The organism is Streptomyces sp. ISL-87, assembly GCF_018614095.1.
Classification (GTDB): domain Bacteria; phylum Actinomycetota; class Actinomycetes; order Streptomycetales; family Streptomycetaceae; genus Streptomyces.
On record NZ_JAGGOY010000084.1, the window covers coordinates 1 to 14,120 of the forward strand.

A 14,120-nucleotide genomic window follows, 5' to 3' on the forward strand; every position below is an offset into this window, starting at 1 on the left:
ACCTATCGTGTCCCGGCACATCTCGCCCATATGGCGATCGTCCTGCGGGGATCTGCCGATGTTCGCTCTTAGCGGCAACTGCGTTTGCGCTCCACGCCTGCGCACCAAGATCAGTCCGACGGCACGAGGCCGTCAGGACTCCCCTGGGGTGGACATGAGCGATCGGCAGACCGGAACCGTGAAGTGGTTCAACGACGAGAAGGGATTCGGCTTCATCACGCCGCAGAGTGGCGATGACCTCTTCGTGCACTTCAAGGCCATCCAGTCGGACGGATTCAAGTCCCTGAAGGAGGGCCAGCAGGTCTCGTTCATTGTTACCCGCGGGCAGAAGGGCATGCAGGCGGAGGAGGTGCAGGTCATCTAGGACTCCACCTGAACCGCGACCTGTGACTGAGCGCGCCAGTTGGCCAGACCGGCCAACTGGCGCGCTCAGTCACAGGAGAGAACAGCCCGCCCGCGGATCCCTTCCCGGCCGAACCGCAGGGCACCCCCGTTGGGCAAGCCTTCGCCTTCATCCCTTCGGGCGGTGGGCAAGCCTTCGGGCAAGCCGCCGTGAGGAGGCTGGGTGGAGATTCCCACCATCCGGTGGGAGACGGCCGCTCGCCCGCCGGCCTTCCGGGGGCCGGGCGCCGTGCCCTGCTTCAGGAAGGCCGGCCATGACCGGACGTCGGTACTCATCCCGCACCGCTGCTCCACGACGACCAGGACGAGGACGTCGACCCGTACACCGCCGGAGACGAGGGCAGGGCCTGGACGCCGCCGGCATGCTGGTGGCAGCCGTACTCGCGGCCGTCCTCTTCCCGCAGGCCCGGCAGGGGCTTGAACGCCATGGCTCCAGCATCGCCACGATCGCCGTGGCGGCCCTGGCCGCTGGCGCGCTGGTCCTGCTCCTCGTGAAGGCCGGACGGCGCGGGTCCTCTGCCTGGGCCGCGCGGCGCCGCCGGCCGGAGGGCTGGGGCATCAGCTTCCTGGACGGCCTGCACCACACCGAGTTCGAGGAAGCCGTCCGGGACCTGATGCGCCGCGACGGCGCCCACGATGCCGTCCGTGTGGGTGGCGCCGGCGACAACGGCGCCGACGTCAAGGGGACCGATCCCGCGGGCCGGCGATGGGTCATCCAATGCAAACACCGCCGCGACGGAGCAGCCGGGGCAGCCGTCGGCACGCCGGACTTGCACGTCCTCAACGGAACAGGCCGCCCCGTGCACGGGGGCGACGTGGTCGTCCTCGTCACCAACGGGCGGATCACCGGCCCTGCGAAGGAGTTCGCCCGGAGTCAGCGGCTGCATCTGGTGGATCGCCGCCTCCTGGACGAGTGGTCCACTGGGTCGACTCCCCTGTGGGATCTCCTTTCCCAGCTGCCGGCTCCCCGGCGCCATCGTCCTGGGATCAGGTGGGGTCAGCAGGTCCTGGCCGATGACGTGCCGTACGGGGAAGGCCGGACCACCTAGGCAGTCCGGCCTTCCCCGTGAGTCGCGCAGCAGTTCAGATCCTGCTGTAAAGCTCCTCGGTCAGTGCCACGAGCTCCTCCGGGGAGAGCGCTCGGACGATGTTGTCGGCCTGCTCCCCCGGAGTGGCGCCGAGGTACTGGCGCAGAATCTGTGCCGACTCGTCGATCGGGTGAGGCAGTGGTGTAGCCGGACCACCGCCGGGGTTGTTGACCGCGGTCAACAACGTTCCGGGCTCTGCTTCCGGCTCGGCCTCGGCAGGCGCGGCCGCCGAGTTGTTAACCGCGGTCAACACTTCCGCTCCCGCCGGCACGGGGGCGCGCCGGTTTCCGCTCTGAGGCGCCGGAACCTTGTGCTGAGCCGACGGGTTGTTAACCGCGGTCAACAACCCGCCGGGCTCCGCTTCCCGCTCGGCGTCATCGGGTGCGGCAGCCGAGTTGTTAACCACGGTCAACAACGACTCGGCCTCCACATCCGGCTCGGCTTCGACGGACACGGCCAGCGGGTTGTTAACCGCGGTCAACACTTCCGCGCTCTCGGGCCCGGCGGTGCTCTCGTCGCGAGGCGACGATGTCTGTTCGTGGTTGGTGGGGTTGTTAACCGCGGTCAACAACTCGGGGCCGGCGGCGGCCAAGATCGCCTTTTGCTGCGCCTTGGCGAGGGCTTCCTCCGCCTTGTGGGCTGTCAGGAGCCGGAAGAGATCCTCGGCGGAGGGGGGAGTGGGGGAGTCCTTGAGGCGGCGCGCCATCCAGATGGCGTCCCTGCTTGAGGTCTCGCCGGCACTGACCGAGGCGCGTACCTCGGGTGGGAGAGCGAGGAGGCCCAACTGGTTGGTGACCCAGGCCCTTGACTTGCCGAGCTGTTCTGCGGCTCGGGACTGGGCTCCGTGGGTGTACTTCTCAGCGCATACGTCGACGAGCTGCTGAATGCCGGTCGCTCGTTCTACCGGGTCGAAGTCCTCTCGCTGGAGGTTCTCCTTGAGCAGCTTGTTGAGGAATTCCTCCCGGCTGTCGGCGAACTCGTCTCGAACCACGAAGTCGAGGGCGGCGAGTTCTACGTGCCGGGCACTGCGAAAGCGGCGTTCGCCGTTGACGAGGACGTACTCGGCGTCGCCGATCGCCTCGGCGTGGTCGGGCCACAGTTCCAGGTAGGCAGCGCGGGTCACGACCACGCAGGCTGCGAGCTGGGCCTGGCGAAGTTCCTCGCCGAAGCGGGTCAGCTCCTCCGGAGTACCAAAGTTGCGGCGCGGGTTGAGGGGAGTGGAGGAGACCTGGGCAAGGGGGATCTTGACAATGGTGTAGGAGGGGATGCGTCCCTCCGCCACTGCCTTGGCTCGTCCGCGGGCGCTGAGGTCAGTTGCTCCCTGGACGGCGGACGCCCTCTGGAAGCTGGATCCGCCTCCCAATTTGTCTGCCTTGCTCATCCGACGAGCCTCCTGGTGAGTTCTCGCATGCTGCTGGCCTGCTCGCATTCGGGGGCGTACTCAAGCAGCGGCTGCTTGACCCGAACGGCCTCGCGCTGCTCCTTCAGGTCTGGGATGACCACAAGCACCGGGGGAGTGCCGAGGTCTCGCCATCCCTGCAGTGAGGACGTGGCGATGTACCCACGGCGGCTGTCGTAGAGGTTGACGATGATGCCCAGGAGCGCGAGCGTCAGCGCCATGTCGCCGGCGAGGGAGGAGATCTGGTTCATGAGGAGCTCATAAGCGTCGGCTGAGGAGTCCTCGGCCTGGACGACGATGAGGATGCCGGAGGAGTCAGGATCCTCCCCGTCACGGGTGCGTCCGTAGTAGAGCGCGTTGTCCATGGTGTAACCGAGGCTCGGCGGGCAGTCGACGAGGATGTAGTCGTAGTCCTCCTCCAGAGCCAAAAGCTCGCGCTCCAGGGCCGATTCCCGGATGCGCAGGCCCTGCGCGGTGGCCAGCTTGGCGTCCAGCAGGAACGCGTACGTCGAACCTGGCAGCAGGTGGAGCCGGTCACCGAAGAGCTGCTCCGACTGGACCGGCACGATCAGGCTGCGGAGGGAGACCTTCTTCTCCTCGCCGAGCATGCGCTTGGCCAGGCTCGGATCGTCGATCCCGAGCGGCTTGTGGCCCAGCTGCTGCGTGAGGTGGCACTGCGGGTCGAAGTCGACGAGAAGAACCCGGGCGCCACGTTCGGCGAGACCTTCGGCAAGTCCCGCTGAGACGGCCGTCTTCCCGACTCCGCCCTTCTGGTTGCAGATGACGTACCTGACTGGCGCGCTTGTGGCCAAGCGCTGCCTGTGAGACGCGGGCCGGTCCCGAAGCCACTCGGTGAGAGCCTGCGCCAGAGCCTGGTTGAGCGCCGACTTACGGCTCTTGGCCACCTTCCTGAACTTGCCGTTCAGACCCTGTGGAAGGTGCGTCGTGAAGTTGGCGGCTCCGCTCGTCTCGACCTGCGGGTGCTCGGCGCTGTCGGCCATCCACGCCTGGATGGCTTCCGTTACGGCGTCCTGCATGTCCAGGCCGAGTTGAGCAGCCCGGACCTTGATCTTCTGCCGCAGCGGAGGCGGCAGCTTGATGGCTACCTTCTCCCTGGAGGGCGCGTCATTCGTAGCGGTCATGCGGATACCTTACTGACCTAGACTGCTGGTTCAACCTCGCCACTCAGTAACGAGATTTCCGATTCGCACGTGATGTCGCAGCAAGTGCGGTGGTCCCAGTGGGGACACGCCAGATGGCGAAGTTCAAAAGAGGGCTGACAGCAGCAAGAGCCTGGTGACAGGCTGATCAACTAGACCGGTCGGAGATGGGAAGAGCACGTGGCTCAACTGCAGCTGACGAGGACGCACCGGATTCTGATCGGTGTGGTGGTCGCCGGCGCCGTGGTCATCGCCGGCATCGGCTTCGCGGGCTCGTACGCCGCGGTGCGCGCGCTCGCCGTGCAGAAGGGGTTCGGGAACTTCTCGCTGGTGTTCCCGATCGGCATCGACGCGGGCATCTGCGTCCTGCTGGCGCTGGACCTGCTGCTGACGTGGATCCGGATCCCCTTCCCGCTGCTGCGCCAGACGGCGTGGCTGCTGACGATCGCGACGATCGCCTTCAACGGCGCGGCGGCCTGGCCGGACCCGCTGGGCGTGGGCATGCACGCGGTGATCCCGATCCTGTTCGTGGTCACGGTGGAGGCGGCCCGGCACGCGGTGGGGCGGATCGCGGACATCACCGCGGACCGGCACATGGAGGGGGTCCGCATCACGCGCTGGCTGCTCTCCCCCATCCCGACCTTCAAGCTGTGGCGCCGGATGAAGCTGTGGGAGCTGCGCAGCTACGAGCAGGCTGTGGGCATGGAGCAGGACCGCCTGATCTACCAGGCGCGGCTCCAGGCCCGGTACGGGCGCGGGTGGCGGCGCAAGGCGCCGGTGGAGGCGCTGATGCCGCTGCGGCTGGCCCGGATCGGCGTCCCGCTCGCGCAGACCGCTTCCGCAGGGCTGACCGCAGCCGGCCTGAGCCCGGTCCTGCTCTCTCGCCCCGAGCCTGCCCACGTTCCCGAGCCCGCTGCTGAGCCGGAGCTGATGGCAGCGGCCGAGGTTCCCGAACTGCCGCCGGCCACCCAGCCCCTCGTCGAGGACGCCCCCGCCCCAGAAGCGGAATCTCCGTCCGATGCCCTGGACGCGACTCCCGAGGCCTGGGACGCGATGCCCGAACCTATCCTGGTCGACCTGGCGCAGGCCGGGCGGGACTTCGTGGCGCAGTACGGCGCGGTCCCGTCCGCGGAGCAGTTCGCGGCGTACCTCGCGCGGGACTACGGCCTGACCGACCAGGACACCGGCGGCCTCCTGCCCGACGCCCAGCTGGAACCGGTGCTCGCCGAGCTCCGGGCGGCAGAGCTCGAAGCGGCCGCGCACGCGGCCTCCGTCCCGGCGGTCGAGGCGCCGGTGACCGACGCGCCGGCTGCCCCGGCGCCAGCGCACGAGGAGCAGCCGGCCGGCGCGGGGGAGCCGCACCCCTTCTTCGGGGAACAGGGCGGCCTCCACAGCCTGTCGGAACCGTCTGTCGAACCTGCACGACTGCCCGCCGGAGCGGTACCCGCGCCGACAGCCTCCGTGACCGATGCCCGCCAGGCCGCACCCGCGGGCCGTTCCTTCGAGCAGCCCGTCCTCGCCGCGCCGGCAGGAGCGGAAGGACAGGACTGGGTGGCCGAGGTGATCGCGAACGGTGAGGCGACCGCCAGGGTGCCGCGGCAGCAGACCGACGAGGAGCCAGCCGAAGCGGACCCGATTCAGCGCGAGATCGAGCTGGTGGCCTCCTGGCTGATGGAGGCCGAAGAGACCGGGAAGCGGCTGTCGGGAGCTGAGGTTGCCCGGCGCCTGGAGGTCTCACCCAAGACCGGTCAGCGCCGCGTGCTCGATGCCCAGAAGTACCTGGAGGAGCAGCGCCGGCAGCAGGGCCGGGCACACCTCCGCTCCGTCGGAAGCAGCTGACCGACGTTCCGGTTAGGGCTCGGTGACCGGTCGCCGCCCACCGTCACCGACCTGCCCGGGCAGCCGCCCGGCCGTGACCGATCGGCGCGTGACCGGGCCCGTGACCGATGCGGGACCCGGCTGTGACCGGGCCCCTGACCGATGGCCGAGCCGGCCCGTGACCGATGCCGGGCCCGGTGACCGGTGACCGATCCGCGCCCCATCGGTCACCGGTCATGACCGGTCTGCGGCCATCGGTCACCCATCCGCCACACCCTCGCACCCGCTTCCTGGGCAAGCCTTGGCGCCGCAATCTAGAGGCTTGCCCACCCCCCAGGGAGGCTTGCCCAGAGTTGCATGGGCCGGTCACGAGGGGGCTTGCCCAACCCCCCACCAGGCTTGCCCAATCGGTCACGGGAGGCTTGCCCAGGTAGAGGGCAAGCCTTCCATCTGCGCTTTTAGGGCTGCGGGCAAGCCTTCGGGCAAGCCGGTCTGAGGAGTGTGTACGGCACGAGATCCGAAAGGAGACGTGCCGTGCACGACGCTTCGCACCCCGCCGCCGGCGGTGGGTACTTCGAACGGCTGGACGCCGACTGGGCCGCGCTGTGCGCGGACCCGGCCCTGCGCCAGGCGGTGACCGACTGGGTGACCGATGGCCACCTGACCGACGACATCGCGGCCGTGACCGATTCCTGGGCCGGCTCCCTGACGCCCGAGCAGCTCCTCGCCGCGCTGCGCCCGGTGGCCGACGGGGTGACCGATGCGCTGACCGATGCCGTCCTGCGCACCCTCCTTGAGCGGGCCGCCGGTCGTGACCGATCGGCCGTCCTCGCTGGCCGGGTCATCGTCCAGGCGATGCTGCCCGCCGTCTTCCGCATCATCCGCGGACAGGTCCGCGTGACCGGCGGCCGCACCCGCGACGCCGTCGGTCACGTGACCGTGACCGCCCTCTACGAAGTGGCCCGCGCCGGCCGTATCCACCGCCGCCCCGGCCGGCCCGCCGCCAACCTCGCCCTGGACACCCTGCGCCAGGTCCTGGCCGAGCTCGCCGCCGAGCAGGGCCCGGCGGGGGAGGATCTCACCGCCGCCGAGGCGATCGCCGACCCGGCGCCGGGTCCGTACGAGATCGCCCGGGCCCGGACCGTCCGCGCGGCCGCGACCGAGGCCGGTCTCCACGCGGGCCCGGTCGGCGACGCCGATTCGGCCCCGGCCCGGATGGAGCTCCTGGAGCTCCTCCTCGACGCGGTCGGCGACGGCGCGCTCTCGGTCGCGGAAGCGCAGGCGCTGGCCTGGCACCACATCAGCGGCGGCATCACGGACGCCGAGGCCGCCGCCCACGCCGAGACGACAGCCGGCGCCTGGCAGCGGCGCCGCTCGCGGGCACTGGCCCGCCTCACAGCATCCCTCCAGCCCCAGGCCGCGGCATGAACCGGACCACCGCCCCGGCCACCGTCCGCTCCCCCCTTTGGAGATGCGTCTTGACCACACGTGCCGCCGCGACATCGCTGGACGCGGACGAGGAGCGTGTCACCCGCGCCCAGCGTCTGCTCGTCCACCTCGGCGCCGCCCTCGTCGCCCGCCCCTTCGACACCGGCACCCACGAGAAGCTCCGTGCCTTCCTCGACGAGGACGCCGAACCCGTCCTCGCCTCGCTCGCCGCGCTCAGCCGGCGGCCCGAAGCGGAACTCCGCAGCCGGATCGCGGAGCTGGCCGGGCACACCCTGCGCTCGGCCGGAGGCACGGCGTGAGCCCCGTCCTCACCGGCCGCCGGAAGCCGGCCGAACCGATCGAGCAGCAGCCACCTGCTGTCCAGGAGCCCGAGGCCGAACAGGACGCCGGCTGGGTCGGCGGCTGGTCGACCGGCGCCCAGGCCAACTCGGCCGCGCTGATGCGCTGGGTCGTCTGGGGCCTGATCGCGCTGGGCCCGCTCCTGGGCGCGCTCGCTTACCTGTCGGTGCCGGCCACGTCCGCGGCTCCAGCGCCGAAGACCGCGCCGTCCGCGCCGTCCGCGAGCGGCGGCCAGGGCGCGTCCGGGTTCGCGACCCTCTTCGTTGCCGCCTACCTCTCCGCCGGCCGGGGCGACGAACCCCGGCTCGCCGCCTACTACCCGTCGGCCGCCAGCATGCAGCTCGACGGGATCTCCGGCCAGCACCGGGGCGAGCAGCTGACCGTCGTACGGCTCCGGCAGACCGACACCGCTGTCTGGTCGGTCACGGTCGCGGCCCGCGTCACCGGCGCGACCCCGTCGGCCACGCCGTCCACTCAGCCGGGCTCCTCACCGACTCCAGCAGCCGAAGGGGTGCGCTACTTCCAGGTGCCCGTCGCCACCGCACCCGGCGCCGGGGGAGCGACCGCGTACACCGCGCTCGCGCTCCCGGCCGAAGTCGCCGCACCCGAGCGGGCCAAGGCCCCTGAGCTGGTCTACGGCGCGATGCGCCCGGCGCTGCCGACCGACCCGCGCACCCAGGCGGTCACCAGCTTCCTGAGCGCCTACCTCACGAAGGCCGGCGCCGAGCTCGACCGCTACCTCGCCCCCGGTACCCGCCTGGCCGCGCCGTCCCCGGCCCCGTACTCGGGTGTCGCTGTGGACCAGTTCGCCGTCGAGGGCGAGACCGGCGGCGAACCGGTCGTCTCGGTCCCCGGCGACGGCACCGCCCTGCGCCTGCTCGTCACCCTCCGGGCTACCGGCCAGGACGGGGTGCGGCTCCCCCTCACCTACGCCCTCACTCTCAAGGCCCGCGCCGGCCGCTGGGAGATCGCCAGCCTCGACGGCGCCCCCGCCCTCACCTCACCGACTCCGGCCCCGGCCGCCTCCGGCGCCGCAGGTCCGGCACCCACCCCCACCGCATAAGAGGAGCACCGTCATGCACGACACCATCACGCTGGCCGCAGGCTGGATCCAGACCGGCACCGGTCTCGGCAACGACATCAAGGGCCTCATCTTCGATGTCGCCATCCCGGCACTGTGCGGGATCTTCGTCGTGGTCGTGGGCTGGAAGACCAAGGCACCCGGGCCCACGATCATGGCCGTCATCTTCGCGGCGGTCGTCTGGGGCCTGTCCGCCAACATGGGCGCCCTCAAGAACAAGACCACCGAGGACATCGTCCAGTACCAGGGCGGCCCCAACGCCGTCCGGGGTGACCAGTGAGCACGACCGCCGAGACCGGCGGCGAGCTGGACTTCGAGCTGATCGGCCGCTGCTACACCAAGGCCCGGCGCGCTCCGCTGGTCCACGGCGTGATCCGGGACGTCAACGGCGGCCGGGGGATCCGGCTGCCCGGCGGCCCCTACACGATGACTCAGCTGGCCGGGATCGTCGCCACCGTCGCCGCCCTGATCCTGACCCGCCCGGTGTGGGGCGGCCACGGCTGGCTCGACATCGCGGTCCTGCTCGTACTGCCCGCCGCAGCGGCTTTCGTGCTGCGCCACCTGCACATCGACGGCCGCAACCCCGCGGCCGCCCTGCTAAGCATCGCCCTGATGCTGGCCGCGCCCCGGCGCGGCCAGCTCCGCGGCCGCACCTACCGGCGGGCCCGCCCCACCCGCGGCGACACCCGTATCCACCTGCCCGCCGACGAACAGCCCGCCGAAGCCACCGCCCCGGCGATCACTGACGTCCCCGCGCCGGAGCCCCGGCCGAAGCGGGCCCGGCCCCAGCTCGCGGTACCCGCCGGTGAGCCGTCGGCACCCGCAGGGCCTTCGGAGCCCGCCGCGCCGGTGGCCTCGGGGGTGCAGGCCCTGCTCGCCCGACGCGCCCCCACGACCCGTACCTGACTGGAGAACTGACGATGCGCCTGCCGATCCGGCACGTCCAGCAGAACCTGATCTTCACCACCCACGGCACCGTCTGGGCGGTGTGGCGCGTTGCTGCGACCAACTACTCCCACGCTCCGGCCGCCGTGAAGAAGCGGCGTCTCAAGGCTCTGGAGGGCCTGTTCAAGGCGATGACTGGCGAGCCGATGCTGCTGTCGCTGTGCCCGCAGATCGACCCGACCGCGGTGGTGCGCGCCATGGTCGACGACATCGACCTGGAGCGCGCGCCCCGCTACGAGAGCCTCGGGCATGCGGTCCTGGACCAGCTGGAGACCATGGAGCTGACGGGCCGCACCGACTGGCTCGCGCTCCCGCTTCCCCCGCTATCGCAGAAGGACGCGGTGATGTCCGCGTTCCGGGCGGCGCGGGCGGAAGTCTCCCTGCAACTCGGCCTGATGCCCGCGGTAGTCACCGACGTGGAGGTGCGCCGGCGCCTGGAGCAGGCGCAGCGGATCCAGGCCCAGTGGCCGACCGGCGTCTCGATGCGGCCGGCGTCCGAGGCGGAGATCCTATGGATCTACGGCCACTCCGCGCGGCGCGGGCTCGCCGAACCGTTCCTCCCGGACGGCACCGAGACCCCGGTCCGCAGCCGGGGCCGGAACGTCGCGGCGCTGGGGGAGATCCTCGTCGGCGAGGGCGGCGCCGACTTCAACACGGGCCCCGCGCTGCCGGCCAACCCGTTCACGCGTCGCTTCCTCCAGGTCTCCAGCGAGTGGGGTGACTCCTACCAGGCGCTCCTGGCGTTGAGCGAGATGCCCGAGGCGTTCGCCCTCCCGGGCGCGGCCTACCTTCAGCAGCTCGACGACCTCGCCTACCCCGTCGACTGGACCGCGCGTCTGGTCATCGTCCCCGGCTCAAAGGCCGAGCCGAAGGTCCGCAAGCGCGCCCGTCACCTCAAGGCGCAGGCCGCCGAGTACGAGGGCGACCCGGCCGGCCCGCCGGCCGCGGTCGCCCGCAACCAGGCCGACAACGAGGAGTACCACGAGCGGCTCACCGCGAACCGGCGCGAGGTGGAGATCCGCGCCATGGTCACCCTGGCCGTCTGGGGCAACAGCCCCGACGACGCCATGGACCGGGCCGCAGCTCTCGCTTCCGACTTCGGGTCCACCGACTACACCTTCTCCCGGCCCGCCGGCGAACAGGCCAGCCTGTGGCAGGCGATGCTGCCCGGCTGCCGCACCCCCCGCGTCATGGCCGGCTACGCGCAGATCCTCCTCGCACGGGACTTCGCGATGGCCATGCCCTGGTGCGGCTCCCAGCTCGGCGACGAGCGCGGCGGCCTCTACGGCCTCCAGGTAGCTTCCGGCGGCGCCCGCCCCGTCCTGATCGACCCCGCCCGCGGCCCCCGCGAGAACGCGAGCGCGTCTATGGCGTGGCTCGGCGAGCTCGGCGCCGGCAAGTCCGTCGGCATGAAGAGCGCCGTCTACAACGTCCTGGCCCGAGGCCACCAGCTCGGCCGGCCCGGCAGCCGCGGCCGCGCCGTGATCGTCGACCGCACCACCGACCAGGAATGGGCGCGGTTCGCGCAGGCCTGCCCCGGCACCACGCAGCTGATCCGCATCGACCACACCGCCGAGGTCTCCCTCGACCCGCTGCGCCTCTACAGGGAGAGCAGCCCCGAAGTCGCGGCCCGCTTCACCGAGTCCTTCCTCACCCTGCTGCTCGGGGTCCGGCCGATGGACCTCGAAGGCGTCGCCCTGTCCGAGGCCGTGCAGGCCGTCCTGGCCCGGCCTGAGCCGTCGATGCGCGCCCTGATGGACGAGCTCACCGCACGCGGCGCCGGGGACGCGGCCGCTCACGGCCTGGCCCGCAAGCTCGCCTCGGTCGCCCGCAAGGACCTGGCGAGGGTCGTGTTCGACGAGACGCTGCCGGTCGTCGACACCCACCGCGCGGACTCCGTCGTCTTCCTGGTGTCCTCGCTCGCCCTGCCGAAGAAGTCCGAGCTCGCGAGCGAGCACCGGATCCAGCGCCTGGAGTTCGAGAAGGTCCTGGGCCGGGCCCTGATGTACCTGATCGCCGCCGTCTCGCGCGAGACCGCGATGCGCTCGCGGGACGAGTTCGCGGTCACGGTCTTCGACGAGTGCTGGTGGCTCACCTCCAGCGACGAGGGCCTGGAGCTGCTCCTGGAACTGCTGCGCGACGGCCGCAAGCGCAACGCGGCCGCGTACGTCGGCAGCCACGACGCCGACGACATCGGCCCTGCCGACAGCGAGAAGGGAATGATCGTCCGCGGCCTCATCCCGCACCGGTTTGTCTTCCGGCAGACCAGCCGCCCCCTGGCCGCGCGCAGCCTCGAATTCCTCGGCGTGGACTCCACTGACACCGACCTCCTGGACCTGGTGACCGGCGGCCTCTCACCGCTCGGCCTGCCCGACGACCAGCGCCGGGCCCGGGCGGGGGAGTGCCTCTACCGCGACCTGGCCGGCCGCATCGGCCTGATGCGGGTCCTCATCCCCCGGGACCGGGCGATCGAGCGCGTCATCCACACCACCCCGACCAGCCAGCAGGTGGCGGCATGAGAACCCTGCGCGCCCCGTTCAAGCGGCTGCGGCTGCTCGGAACAGCCCGCCTGCGCCTCGCCCTGCTCGTGGCGGCGCTCGCCGCGACCGCCTTCACCATGCTCACCTCGCTGCCGGCCCTCGCCGAGCCGAGCCCGTCCGCGACTCCGGCGCCCACCAGCCCGCCGGTGACCAACCCGCTGGGACCGCCCACAGCCGGTACGCGTACGCCCACCCCGGAGGAGCTCGCCGAGATCGAGAAGATCATCGCCGACCTCAACAAGCGGTTCTCGGAGGGCATGCAGGAGGCCTTCCTCAAGGCGGAGGAGGAGCGGCTGCGCAAGTTGCTGCCGGACGAGGGCGGCGTCCTGGCCGTCTTCAACGTGACCGACGAGCGGAACCTGCCGATCTCGGCGTACACCGTCAAGAGCGACACCGGCGGGCTGATGGACTGGGACCTCGGGATCCAGAACCTGATCACCGAGCTGGCTTTCATGATCACCAAGTGGGTCATCGCGTTCTGCTGCTGGCTCATCTTCTGGGCATTGGGCTTCGGCCTGGCCAAGCTGCTCCTGGCACCGGTGCTGTCGGTCGCCAACTCGCTTCACACGCAGGTCATCCTGCAGATGGGGCTGCCGTCCCTGTTCATGTCGGTGTGCGCCCTGATCGCCGTCGTCCGCATCTTCTTCGGGGACCGGGCCAAGGGGTGGGGGGACGCGGCGCTGTCCCTCCTGATCGCCGGGCTGACCGCCACGCTGCTGTCCTCGCCCCCGCAGGTCCTGCTGGGCGAGCAGGATGGCGCCATCGCCGCCGCCCGCGGCCTGGCCCTCGAAGTCGCCGACGTCATCCTCGACGCCAACCCCGGTCAAAAGGAGAAGGCCCCCGACGAAGAGGACTCGGCCAGCAGCCGGGCGCTCTCCCGCCCGCTGACCAACGCCCTGACCGACGCCTTCATCGTCAAGCCGGCCATGCTGCTCCAGTACGGCCGCGTCTTCGAAGGCGAGTGCGCGAAGAAGTACAGCGACACCAAGATCTCGCAGCTCGCCTACGAGCGGGCCATGAACCAGCAGTACGAGCGTCTGAAGAAGTTCAACAGCTACCGGGCCTGGATCGACCCCACCGGCGCGCAGATCACCGAATGGACCATGCCCCTGGCCAAGCAGTGGGCCCTGGACCACTTCGGCAACCCGCCGATGGAGCAGTTCGAGAAGGACTGCGTCAAGGGCGACGTGCAGGCGGCGAAGCGGGCCTCGATGGACAAGGTCGGCGGCGCGATCTTCCTCCTCGTCGCCGCGCTGATCGTCACCGTCCTGATCGCCGGTCTCGCGGGCAGCTTCCTTGTCGCGCAGTGCCGCATCGCCTGGGACGCAGTCCGGGCCGAACCCGCTCTCGTGGCCGGGCTGATGCCCGGCGCCGGCCGCGGCTACCTGTGGGACTGGGCGGCATCCGTCCTACACTCCCTCGGGCAGCTCCTCGCCTCCATCATCGGTCTCGCCGTCCTCATCCTGATCGTTCAAGCCGTCCTCGACCCTGTGCAGCAGGACTGGGGCAACGAGCTCACCCTGCGCTTCCTCGCCGTGGACATCGTGTGCATCGGCGCGATCAAGAAGCGCAAGGCGCTCACGGTCAAGTCCAAGCAGGCCGCGGCCAAGTGGCGCGACAAGATGTCCTCCGGTCGGATTGGCGGGACCAACGGCAGCGCCCTGGCCCCGTCCTCCACTCCGGTGGCGAAGAACCAGTCGATCGCCCGCAAGGTCACCCGCGGCGCGGTCCGCACCGCGATGGTCGGCGTCTCCCTCGCATCGGGCAATCCGATCGCCGCCCTCGGCTACGCCACGAGCTCCAGCGTCAGCACCGTCGCCCTGATGAACCGCATTCAGTCCGGGGCCAACGGCGGCCGCCGCCCGGCCCGGCCCGCAGGCCAGCCCCAGCCCCAGCCCC

12 protein-coding genes are annotated in these 14,120 nt (G+C 71.0%); 10 read left to right on the plus strand and 2 right to left on the minus strand.

From position 1 onward, the window contains the following. The first annotated feature begins 154 nt into the window (after nucleotides 1–154). Together J7I97_RS28825 and J7I97_RS28830 are read left to right on the plus strand one after the other, a co-directional pair. Nucleotides 155–364, plus strand: coding sequence for a cold-shock protein (locus J7I97_RS28825; RefSeq protein WP_214940509.1), 210 nt, complete (start codon nucleotides 155–157; stop codon nucleotides 362–364). A gap of 400 nt (nucleotides 365–764) precedes the next feature. Then, nucleotides 765–1,451: a restriction endonuclease gene (locus J7I97_RS28830; protein ID WP_214940512.1), complete on the plus strand. Its 687-nt coding sequence runs from the start codon at nucleotides 765–767 to the stop codon at nucleotides 1,449–1,451. A gap of 34 nt (nucleotides 1,452–1,485) precedes the next feature. On the opposite strand, the gene J7I97_RS28835 is transcribed toward J7I97_RS28830, so the two are convergent. Together J7I97_RS28835 and J7I97_RS28840 are read right to left on the minus strand one after the other, a co-directional pair. After that, on the minus strand, nucleotides 1,486–2,871 hold the full coding sequence (locus J7I97_RS28835) for a ParB/RepB/Spo0J family partition protein (RefSeq protein ID WP_214940514.1): 1,386 nt from the start codon (nucleotides 2,869–2,871) through the stop codon (nucleotides 1,486–1,488). Continuing rightward, nucleotides 2,868–4,031, minus strand: coding sequence for a ParA family protein (locus tag J7I97_RS28840; RefSeq protein ID WP_214940516.1), 1,164 nt, complete (start codon nucleotides 4,029–4,031; stop codon nucleotides 2,868–2,870). Before J7I97_RS28840 ends, J7I97_RS28835 begins: the two co-directional genes overlap by 4 nt. Nucleotides 4,032–4,229: 198 nt before the next feature. On the opposite strand from J7I97_RS28840, the gene J7I97_RS28845 reads away from it, so the two are divergent. The 8 genes from J7I97_RS28845 to J7I97_RS28880 all read left to right on the plus strand — a co-directional run. After that, complete coding sequence (locus tag J7I97_RS28845; RefSeq protein WP_214940518.1) at nucleotides 4,230–5,888, plus strand: DUF2637 domain-containing protein; 1,659 nt, start codon at nucleotides 4,230–4,232, stop codon at nucleotides 5,886–5,888. Nucleotides 5,889–6,401: 513 nt separating this feature from the next. Further along, on the plus strand, nucleotides 6,402–7,295 hold the full coding sequence (locus J7I97_RS28850; protein ID WP_308369236.1) for a hypothetical protein: 894 nt from the start codon (nucleotides 6,402–6,404) through the stop codon (nucleotides 7,293–7,295). A gap of 50 nt (nucleotides 7,296–7,345) precedes the next feature. After that, nucleotides 7,346–7,615: a hypothetical protein gene (locus J7I97_RS28855; protein ID WP_214940520.1), complete on the plus strand. Its 270-nt coding sequence runs from the start codon at nucleotides 7,346–7,348 to the stop codon at nucleotides 7,613–7,615. Next, nucleotides 7,612–8,718: a conjugal transfer protein gene (locus tag J7I97_RS28860; RefSeq protein WP_308369237.1), complete on the plus strand. Its 1,107-nt coding sequence runs from the start codon at nucleotides 7,612–7,614 to the stop codon at nucleotides 8,716–8,718. The genes J7I97_RS28855 and J7I97_RS28860 overlap by 4 nt, the downstream gene beginning before the upstream one ends. Nucleotides 8,719–8,731: 13 nt before the next feature. Continuing rightward, the gene (locus J7I97_RS28865) at nucleotides 8,732–9,016 is read left to right on the plus strand and encodes a hypothetical protein (RefSeq protein WP_214940522.1); all 285 of its coding nucleotides are present in this window, start codon (nucleotides 8,732–8,734) and stop codon (nucleotides 9,014–9,016) included. Next, entirely contained in the window at nucleotides 9,013–9,642 is a 630-nt protein-coding gene (locus J7I97_RS28870; protein WP_214940525.1) for a hypothetical protein, read from the plus strand. Before J7I97_RS28865 ends, J7I97_RS28870 begins: the two co-directional genes overlap by 4 nt. A gap of 14 nt (nucleotides 9,643–9,656) precedes the next feature. Continuing rightward, nucleotides 9,657–12,200 carry an ATP-binding protein gene (locus tag J7I97_RS28875; protein WP_214940528.1) on the plus strand — a complete coding sequence of 848 codons (2,544 nt, stop codon included), beginning with the start codon at nucleotides 9,657–9,659 and terminating at the stop codon, nucleotides 12,198–12,200. Beyond that, the coding region (locus J7I97_RS28880; protein ID WP_214940530.1) for a hypothetical protein at nucleotides 12,197–14,120 on the plus strand (1,924 nt) is incomplete at its 3' end. The genes J7I97_RS28875 and J7I97_RS28880, both read left to right, overlap by 4 nt.